This is a genomic window from Nocardioides sp. P5_C9_2, from assembly GCF_054049555.1.
Genome location: NZ_JBFUMD010000095.1, coordinates 1 through 9504 on the forward strand (window position 1 = coordinate 1; position 9504 = coordinate 9504).

The 9504-nt window shown below is 70.0% G+C and carries 6 protein-coding genes and 1 pseudogene; 2 read left to right on the forward strand and 5 right to left on the reverse strand.

Translation table 11 applies throughout. The features are described from left to right. Nucleotides 1-477: cupredoxin domain-containing protein (locus ACXJKL_RS07025; protein WP_457206343.1), on the reverse strand; the 477-nt coding region annotated here is incomplete at its 3' end. A gap of 363 nt (nt 478-840) precedes the next feature. Here ACXJKL_RS07025 and ACXJKL_RS07030 point away from each other — a divergent pair. Together ACXJKL_RS07030 and ACXJKL_RS07035 are read left to right on the forward strand one after the other, a co-directional pair. Further along, nucleotides 841-1557, forward strand: coding sequence for a hypothetical protein (locus tag ACXJKL_RS07030; protein WP_457206344.1), 717 nt, complete (start codon nt 841-843; stop codon nt 1555-1557). Between the two features lie 58 nt (nt 1558-1615). After that, on the forward strand, nt 1616-2476 hold the full coding sequence (locus ACXJKL_RS07035) for a hypothetical protein (RefSeq protein ID WP_457206345.1): 861 nt from the start codon (nt 1616-1618) through the stop codon (nt 2474-2476). An 86-nt stretch (nt 2477-2562) separates the two neighbouring features. On the opposite strand, the gene glgB is transcribed toward ACXJKL_RS07035, so the two are convergent. The 4 genes and pseudogenes from glgB to ACXJKL_RS07055 all read right to left on the reverse strand — a co-directional run. Beyond that, nucleotides 2563-4545, reverse strand: a complete 1983-nt coding sequence (glgB, locus tag ACXJKL_RS07040; RefSeq protein ID WP_457206346.1) for a 1,4-alpha-glucan branching protein GlgB — start codon at nt 4543-4545, stop codon at nt 2563-2565. Further along, entirely contained in the window at nt 4542-5945 is a 1404-nt protein-coding gene (locus tag ACXJKL_RS07045; protein ID WP_457206347.1) for a maltokinase N-terminal cap-like domain-containing protein, read from the reverse strand. The genes glgB and ACXJKL_RS07045 overlap by 4 nt, the downstream gene beginning before the upstream one ends. After that, nucleotides 5942-7662: pseudogene (gene treS, locus ACXJKL_RS07050) on the reverse strand (maltose alpha-D-glucosyltransferase). Before treS ends, ACXJKL_RS07045 begins: the two are co-directional and overlap by 4 nt. Nucleotides 7663-7709: 47 nt before the next feature. Next, nucleotides 7710-9504, reverse strand: a 1795-nt coding sequence (locus tag ACXJKL_RS07055; protein ID WP_457206348.1) for a maltotransferase domain-containing protein, incomplete at its 5' end; no start/stop codon positions are given.

Consider the following 9504-nt stretch of genomic DNA (forward strand, 5'->3'; position numbering starts at 1 on the left):
GATCTGCAGGGACTGGTCGAAGACCGGCGGCGCCCCGGTGGCGCCGCCCCCGCCGCGGTCGACGACGAGGGTGCCCCGCATGTTGGGGTGGAACCGGCAGTAGAACGGGTAGGTCCCCGAGGCGAGCGTGTCGGCCGCGGGGATCGCCACCGTGGTGCCGTGCAGGACCTTCACGTCGAACAGCGGGACGCCGGCGGGGTCGAGGGCCACCGAGGTGATCGTGTGGTCGTAGGTGTCGAGGTTGGTGACGCTGAGGGCACCGTCACCGATCACCGTCACCGTGGGCGTGGAGAAGCCGTGGCTCGCCCCGCCCCGCTCGATGAGGATGGTCACGGAGGTGCCAGCCACGGCCGCCTGCGCCGGGGGCGGGGACGACGGCGCGGCGCCCAGGGTGGCCGCAGCGGCCAGCGCGAGGCCGACCAGGCCGGCCAGCCAGCCGGTCCGCCGACGCCCGGCACGCGTCCGACTCGTCCTCACCCGGTCAGTGAACGCACGTTTCCGCGTCCGGGTCATCCCCAGCACTGGGGAGATCGCTGCGTCGGCGATGACGGGGCCCGGCGACGGGGAGCACTGTGGAGGTCCAGCCTCCATCCAGCGGAGCGTCATGCACGGCGATCCGTGCCAGCGTGGAGATGCTCGGGGGGCCGACGCGCGTCGACCTGCACGACTCAGCCAAGGAGGGGCAACATGCGGATCAAACTGCTCGTGCGCACGGCCGTTGCCGGAGTGTGCGCGACGGCCCTTGTGGCGCCGGCACTGACGACATCGACCACTGCGTCATCGGCCATTGCACCACCGGCCCGGCAAGCCCGGGCGGCCATCCACACGATCACCGCCAAGGTGACCAAGCACGGGGTGTCACTGCAGGGGGTCGAGGGCCTGCACGCCGGACGCGCGAAGATCGTGGTCAAGGGCAAGGGCAACTCGGTCATCTTCGCGTCCCTGAAGAAGGGCTACACGGTGCCGCAGTTCCTCAAGGACCTGCACGGCTTCGAGACGAACGACGTCAAGGCCATCAAGCGCATCTACGCCAAGGTGGACGCTCTGGGGGGCCTGGTTCCGGGCGACACCGGAAGCATCGTCTTCCCGCACCCGGGCACCTACCTCGCCATGCCCGGCGGCGGGCGTGTCTCCGAGCCCACGATGTTCGACGTGGGGTCGAAGCGGCAGACCGGGACGCCGCACGTCGACGGTCGGATCGTCGCCAAGGACGGACCGGGGTGGAGCGGCAGCACCACCATCCCCGCCCGGGGCAGGTTGATGTTCAAGAACGCCGCCACCACGCCGGTGATGCACTTCGTGTCGATGCAGCGCGTCGTCGAGGGCACGACGGTGGACCAGGTGCTCGAGCTCCTGCAGAGCGACCAGGGCCCGGACCCGGACTGGGTGCTGCCGGGGTCGCTCGAGACGGACGTGCTCTCGCCGCACCGCGCCATGACGCTCGACTACGACCTGCCGGCCGGTCAGTACGTCGTCCTGTGCTTCATGCCCGACCCCGCGATGCACGGCATGCCGCACGCCCTCATGGGCATGATCGAGATGATCCACCTGACGTGACCCGACAAGGCCGGCGCCCGTCGACCTCGCACACACACAACTACGGAAGGGACCAAACATGCGGATCAACCTGCTCGTGCGCACTGCCATCGCCGGCGTGTGCGCGACTGTTCTCGTGGCGCCGACGCTGACGTCGGCGGCGACCGCCCACAGGGCCGAGCTCTCCCGGGCGGCCACCCCGACGATCACCGCCAAGGTGACCAAGCAGGGAGTCTCGCTCAAGGGCGTCAAGGGCCTGCACGCCGGACGCGCCAAGATCGTGGTCAAGGGCAAGGGTGACAGCACCGTCACGTTCGGGACCCTGAAGGCCGGCTACACCATGCCGGAGTTCCTCAAGGACGTCCGGGGCTTCAACACCAACGACCTGAAGGCGATCAAGCGCGTCTACGCCAAGACCGACGCCCTCGGTGGCCTGGCTCCGGGAGACACCGGGACGATCGTCTTCCCGCACCCGGGTGAGTACTTCGCCATCCTGGTGGCCGGGCGCACCTCCCAGCCCACGATGTTCCACGTCGGGTCGAAGCGGCAGACCAAGACGCCGCACGTCGACGGCAGGATCGTCGCCACGGACGGCCCGGGCTGGGGCGGCAGCTCCACCCTGCCGGCCAGGGGCACCCTGATGTTCAAGAACACCGCCACCGCGCCGGTGCTGCACTTCATGTCGATGCAGCAGGTCAAGGAGGGCACCACGGTGGAGCAGGTGCTCGAGACGTTCCAGGGGCCCGAGGGCTCCGGGCCGCCCGACTGGGCCCTGCAGGCAACGCTGGACACGGACGTGATCTCCAACCACCGTGCCATGACCGTCGACTACGACCTGCCGGCCGGGCAGTACGTCGTGCTCTGCTTCATGCCGGACCCCAAGATGCAGGGGATGCCGCACGCGTTCATGGGCATGATCGAGATGATCCACCTGACATGAGATGAGTCATGCGGCTGCGTCGCGGTTCCGGGCCCCATCCCGGGCCGCGACGCAGCCTCGCTCACTCCGCCTGGTGGCGGAACCGCTCAGTCCGCCTCGTGGCGGAACCACACGGTCGCCAGCGGCGGCACCACGATGTCGGCGTACGCCGGGTGGTGGCTCCCGCCGCTGCCGCCCTCGACCGCCTGCACCGCGCCGAGGTTGCCCACGCCGGAGCCGGTGTACGCCGTGGCGTCGGTGTTGAGGACCTCCGCCCAGCGTCCGGTGGCCGTGAGCGGCAGCCGGTAGCCCTCGTGCGGCACTGCCGCGAAGTTCGCCACGCACACGACGTCGGGCTCACCGGGGGATCGGCGCACGAAGGAGAACACGTTGCGGTGGGCGTCGTTGGCGTCGAGCCACTCGAAGCCCTCCGGCGAGTTGTCGCGCCCCCACAGGGCGCCCGAGGCGACGTACGCGGCGTTCATGTCGCGCACCATCGCGTGCACCCCGGAGTGCTCCGGGTGCTCGAGCAGCCACCAGTCGAGCTCGCGGGACTCCGCCCACTCCGACTCCTGGCCGATCTCGGCACCCATGAAGAGCAGCTGCTTGCCCGGGTGGGCCCACATGAAGGCGAGGTAGGCCCGCAGGTTGGCCAGCTGCTGCCACCGATCACCCGGCATCTTGCGCAGCAGCGAGCCCTTGCCGTGCACGACCTCGTCGTGGCTGATCGGCAGCACGTAGTTCTCGGTGAACGCGTAGACCAGCGAGAACGTCATCTGGCCGTGGTGGTGGCTGCGGTAGATCGGGTCCTTGGAGGCATAGCCCAGGGAGTCGTGCATCCAGCCCATGTTCCACTTGAAGCCGAAGCCCAGGCCCCCGTCGGACGTCGGTCCGGTGACGCCCGGCCAGGCGGTGGACTCCTCGGCGATCGTCACCACCCCGGGCACCCGCTTGTAGACGGTGGCGTTCATCTCCTGCAGGAACTGCACGGCCTCGAGGTTCTCGCGGCCGCCGTCCTTGTTGGGACTCCACTCGCCGTGCTCGCGCCCGTAGTCGAGGTAGAGCATGGAGGCGACGCCGTCCACGCGCAGCCCGTCTGCGTGGAACTCCTCGAGCCAGTACAGCGCGTTGGCGTAGAGGAAGTTGCGCACCTCGTGGCGACCGAAGTTGAAGATGTGGGAGCCCCACTCCTTGTGCCAGCCGCGCTGCGGGTTGGGGTCCTCGTAGAGCGGCGTCCCGTCGAAGCGGGCCAGCGCCCACTCGTCGGTGGCGAAGTGGCCGGGCACCCAGTCGAGGATGACGCCGATGCCGGCCTGGTGCAGGCGGTCGATGAGGCGCTTGAGCCCGTCCGGGTCGCCGAAGCGGGCGTCGGGGGCGAAGTACGACGTGACGTGGTAGCCCCACGACCCACCGAACGGGTGCTGCATCACCGGCATCAGCTCGACATGGGTGAAGCCGAGGTCGTCGAGGTACGGGACGAGCGCGTCGGCGATCTCGTCCCACGAGTAGATCTCGCCGGCCTGCCCCTGGTGCGGGTGGTGGCGACGCCACGAGGCGAGGTGCATCTCGTAGATCGCCATCGGCTCATCGACCGGCTGCTTGTCGGCCCGGGCCGCGAGCCACTCGGCGTCGTTCCACTCGTGGTCGGAGGCCCACACGATCGAGGCCGAGCTCGGCGGCTTCTCGGCGTAGAAGGCCATCGGGTCGGCGCGGTCGGTCCAGACGCCGTCGGCGCCGCGCAGGCGGTACTTGTACTGCGAGCCGGTGCCGGCCTCGGCGACCAGCACGTGCCACACCCCGGAGTCGCCCACGCGGGTCATCGGGTGCCGCGAGCCGTCCCAGCCGGCCCACTCGCCGGCGACCTGGACCTCGAGCGCGTTGGGGGCCCACACGCGGAAGGCGGTGCCGTCGGGCGTGGGGTGCGCACCGAGGACCTTCCACAGCTCCTCGTGGCGACCCTCGTTGATGAGGTGGATGTCGAGCTCGCCGGGCTGGCTGGGATCGACGGCCCCGGCCGTGCTCGGGGGAGTCGTGCTCGGAGGGCTCGAGCTCGGGCGGTTCGTGCTGGGGGTGTTGGCGGGGGTGCTCATGCCTGCTCCATCCTGGCCAGCGCGTCGAGCGGGATGCCCACCCACGTCGGCCGGTTGCGGGCCTCGTAGACCGCCTCGTAGACGGCCTTGTCGGCCACGTACGCCGAGAGCAGGGTCTGCTCCTCGGCGGTCAGGTCGCGTCCGGCGTAGGCCGCCAGGAACGCCGTCGAGTTGCGTGCGGACCACTCGGTCGCACGGTAGGACTGCTGGTCGCCGATGCCCTCGGCCGGGTCCGCGGCGAACCCGGTCATCATCACGACGCGCGGGGCGTAGTCGAAGGACCGGAGCATCCCCGCCACGTCGCGCCACGGGGAGTCGGGCAGCATCCGCTCGGCCAGCGGCTTGGCGGGCTCGCCCTCGAAGTCGACGATCTTCCAGCCCCGGACGGTCCGCAGCGTCTGACCCAGGTGCAGGTCGCCGTGGACCTGCTGGACCGTCACCTCGCCGAGGGCGGCCAGCGCGTCGTACGTCGCCCGGAGAGCGGCCGCGTGCTCGGAGAGCCCCGGCACGACGTCCAGGGCAGCCTCCAGCCGTCCGCGCATGGCGTCGGCCAGCTCGGCCGTCTCGGGCGCCGAGCGGGTGGCGACCGGGAAGTTGTCGGCCAGCGTGGCGTGGGTCTCCGCGAGGGCCGTCCCGAGCCGGGCGGCCTCGCCGGCGAAGTCGCCGCCGACCTCCTCGGCGTGCAGGTCGGCCTCGGCGAAGAGGTTGCGCACGCTGGAGAGCGCGAGGTCCCAGCCGTCGGAGGCCGTCCTCAGGAACTGCTGCAGCATGGCGAGCTGGATCGTCGTGTCGGCCTCGTCGTCGACCACGTCGAGCCAGCCGTAGAGGGACGCGACGTGCTCGGACCCGGCGCGGGTGAGCACCTCGTGGATCGAGATGTCCGGGTTCACCCCCGGGGTGACCTTGCGGAACACCTTCATCAGCGAGTCCTCGCCGAAGGCGACCGAGGAGTTGGACTGCTCGCCGCTGAAGAGGGTGGAGTGCACAGTGAGGTCCAGCTCGTGGCCCTCGACGCGGTGGAAGGCGAGCCGGTCGCGGGTGACGCGTCCGTCGGTGACCTCGGCGAAGGCGCGCAGCCACAGGCCCATCGCCTGCCGGTCGTGGACCGCGTCGTAGACGAACACGTGGCCGAAGTCGGGGTCGTCCCACTCGCCGACAGAGGCGTGCTCGATGCGCTCCTGGTGGTCGGTGTAGTAGGCGAGGGGGAGCTGGTAGAGCTCGGTCTCGACGCTCCCGTCGCTGCCGGTGTAGGTCAGCTCGGCCAGCTCGATGGTGACGTGCAGGCCAGGGGGCGGGTCGGGGAGCTCGCCCACCCGGCGTACGGCGGTGAGGGCCCAGTCCCGGCCCTTGCCCCCGAACCAGCGGGCGGCGCCGATGAAGTCGCTCAGGGTGTCGGTCACGGGTGGCTCCCTTCCTCGACGAGGCGCATCCAGTAGAAGCCGTAGCCGCCCAGGGTGAGGAGGTAGGCAGCTCGCCGATCCGCGGGAACGGCACGCCGCCGAGCAGCTCGACGGGGACCATGCCCTCCCAGTGACGCAGGTCGAGCTCGACCGGCTGCGGGAAGCGGGAGAGGTTGTTGATGCACAGKATGACGTCGCGGGTGCCGTCCTCGGCCACGTGCTCGCGCACGTAGGAGAGCACGCACGGGTTGGAGCCGCCGAGGTCGGTGAAGGTCCCCAGGCCGAAGGCGTGGTGACGCCGACGCGCGTGCACCAGGCGGCGGGTCCACTGCAGCAGCGAGGAGGAGTTCTCCAGCTGCGCCTCGACGTTGACCGACTGGTAGCCGTAGACGGGGTCCTGGATGGCCGGCAGGTGCAGCCGTCCCGGGGTGGCGGAGGAGAAGCCGGCGTTGCGGTCCGGGGTCCACTGCATCGGGGTGCGTACGCCGTCGCGGTCGCCCAGCCAGATGTTGTCGCCCATGCCGATCTCGTCGCCGTAGTAGAGGACGGGCGAGCCGGGCAGGGAGAGGAGCAGCGCGGTGAACAGCTCCATCCGGTTGATGTCGTTGTCGAGGAGCGGGGCCAGCCGGCGGCGGATGCCGATGTTGGCCTTCATCCGGGGGTCCTTGGCGTACTCCTCCCACATGTAGTCGCGGTCCTCGTCGCTGACCATCTCGAGGGTGAGCTCGTCGTGGTTGCGCAGGAAGATGCCCCACTGGCAGTTGTCCGGGATCTCGGGCGTCTGCTCGAGGATCTCCGAGATGGGGAAGCGCGACTCGCGGCGCACGGCCATGAAGATGCGCGGCATCACCGGGAAGTGGAAGGCCATGTGGCACTCGTCGCCACCCACGCTCGGGTCGCCGAAGTACTCCACGACGTCGGCGGGCCACTGGTTGGCCTCGCAGAGCAGCACCCGGCCCGGGTAGTTGGCGTCGACGAACCGGCGGCACTTCTTGAGGAAGTCGTGGGTCTCCGGGAGGTTCTCCCCGTTGGTGCCGGGTCGCTCGTAGAGGTAGGGCACGGCGTCGAGCCGGAAGCCGTCCAGACCCATGTCGAGCCAGAAGGCCATCGCGTCCATGATCGCGTCGTGGACCGCGGGGTTGTCGAAGTTGAGGTCCGGCTGGTGGTGGAAGAACCGGTGCCAGTAGTACTGCTGGCGCACCGGGTCCCACGTCCAGTTGGACGGCTCGGTGTCGACGAAGATGACCCGCGCGTCCTCGTACAGCTCGTCGGTGTCGGACCAGACGTAGAAGTCGCCGTACGGGCCCTCGGGGTCCTCGCGGCTGGCCTGGAACCACGGGTGCGCGTCGCTCGTGTGGTTCATGACGAAGTCGACGATCACCCGGATCTCGCGCTTGTGGCACTCGTCGAGGAAGTCGTGGAAGTCCTCCACGGTGCCGCACTCGGGAAGGATGTCGGTGTAGTCGGCGACGTCGTAGCCGCCGTCACGCAGCGGCGAGGTGAAGAACGGCGGCACCCACAGGCAGTCGACGCCCAGCCACTGCAGGTAGTCGAGCTTCTCGATGAGGCCCTTGAAGTCGCCGACGCCGTCGCCGTTGGAGTCCCGGAACGAGCGGACCATCACCTCGTAGAAGACGGCCGTCTTGAACCAGTCCGGGGTCGCCGCGGTGGTCGAGGTGTCCTCGAACTCCTCGCTGCCGGTGTGGACGGGGGAGATATCGGTGCCGGGGTCGGTGGTGAGGGGGGTGCGGTCGCCGGTGGTCGTCAACGGGGCCTCCTGACGGAGATGATGTGGGCGGGCTCGTGGCCGGGGTCGAGGCGGACGTAGTTGTTCTGGCTCCAGCTCCACTCCTCCCCGGTGATCTCGTCGTGGGCGACGAACGAGTCGTGCCAGTCCAGGCCGAGGGCGTGCATGTCGAGGTGGATCATGGTCTCGCGGGTGCCGTGCGGGTCGAGGTTGACCACCACCAGGACGACGTCGTCGTCCCGCTTCTTGGAGTAGACCAGCACCTGGTCGTCGTCGCTGGAGTGGACCGTGAGGTTGCGCAGCAGCTGCAGCGCCGGGTGCGCCCGCCGGACCTGGTTGAGCCGGGTGAGGTACGGCGCGAGGGTGCGGCCCTCGGCGGCGGCGGCCTCCCAGTCCCGGACGCGGATCTGGAACTTCTCCGTGTCGAGGTACTCCTCGCTGCCCGGCTTGACCGCCACGTGCTCGTAGAGCTCGTAGCCGGCGTACACGCCCCAGCTCGGGGAGCCGGTCGCCGCGATCACCGCTCGCACCTTGAACGCCGCCGGTCCGCCGTACTGGAGGTAGGCGTGCAGGATGTCGGGSGTGTTGACGAAGAAGTTCGGCCGCATCAGGTGGTCGGACTCGGTGGCGACCTCGGTGAGGTACTCCTCGAGCTCGCGCTTGCCGGTGCGCCAGGTGAAGTACGTGTAGCTCTGGTGGTAGCCGACGGCGCCGAGGCCGTGCATCATCGCCGGCCGCGTGAACGCCTCGGACAGGAAGATCACGTCCGGGTCGGTACGACGGATCTCCTTGAGCAGCCACTCCCAGAAGGCCAGCGGCTTGGTGTGCGGGTTGTCGACACGGAAGATCCGCACGCCGTGGGACATCCACAGGCGCACGATCCGCAGCACCTCGCGGCAGATGCCCGTCGGGTCGTTGTCGAAGTTGACCGGGTAGATGTCCTGGTACTTCTTCGGCGGGTTCTCGGCGTAGGCGATGGAGCCGTCGGCGCGGGTGGTGAAGAACTGCGGGTGGCTGGTGACCCACGGGTGGTCGGGCGCCGCCTGCAGCGCGAGGTCGAGCGCGACCTCGAGGCCGAGCTCGCCGGCGCGTGCCACGAACGCGTCGAAGTCGTCGAAGTCGCCCAGCTCGGGGTGGATGGCGTCGTGGCCACCGTCCTTGCTGCCGATCGCCCACGGGGAGCCGGTGTCCTCGGGCCCCGGGGTGAGGGTGTTGTTGGGGCCCTTGCGGTTGACCTCGCCGATCGGGTGGATCGGCGGCAGGTAGATCACGTCGAAGCCCATCCCGGCCACCGCGTCGAGCCGCTTGGCCGCGGTCCGGAACGTGCCGCTGGTGACCTTGCCGGTCCTCGGGTCCTTGGTCGCGCCCTCGGAGCGCGGGAAGAACTCGTACCAGCTGCCGTAGAGCGCGCGGGTGCGATCGGCGTACACGGGGTAGGGACCCTCGGTCGAGACGAGCTCGCGCAGCGGGTGGCGGCCCAGCACGTCTCGCAGCTCGGGGGACTGCAGCGCGGCGAGGCGGGCCTCGACGGGCCGGTGCGTGTCACCGGCGGCCTGGGCGGCTCCGTCGACGACCGACCTCTCGTGGGAGTCGAGGTCGCCGGCGGCGACGACGCGCTCGAGGAGGAGGCGGCCCTCGGTGAACATCAGCTCGACGTCGACCCCGGCGGGGATCTTGAGCCCCGCGTCGTGCTCCCAGGTCGCGAGCGGGTCGGACCACGCCGCGATCTCGAAGGTCCAGGCCCCCTCGGTGTCGGGGGTGACCCACGCCTCGTACCGGTCGGGCACCTCGGCGTGCTTCACCATCCGCACC

Coding starts and splice junctions, on each gene's coding strand:
- ACXJKL_RS07035 (WP_457206345.1), top strand. CDS start 1,616: ATGCGGATCAACCTGCTCGTGCGCACTGCCATCGCCGGCGTGTGCGCG.
- glgB (WP_457206346.1), bottom strand. CDS start 4,545: ATGAGCACCCCCGCCAACACCCCCAGCACGAACCGCCCGAGCTCGAGC.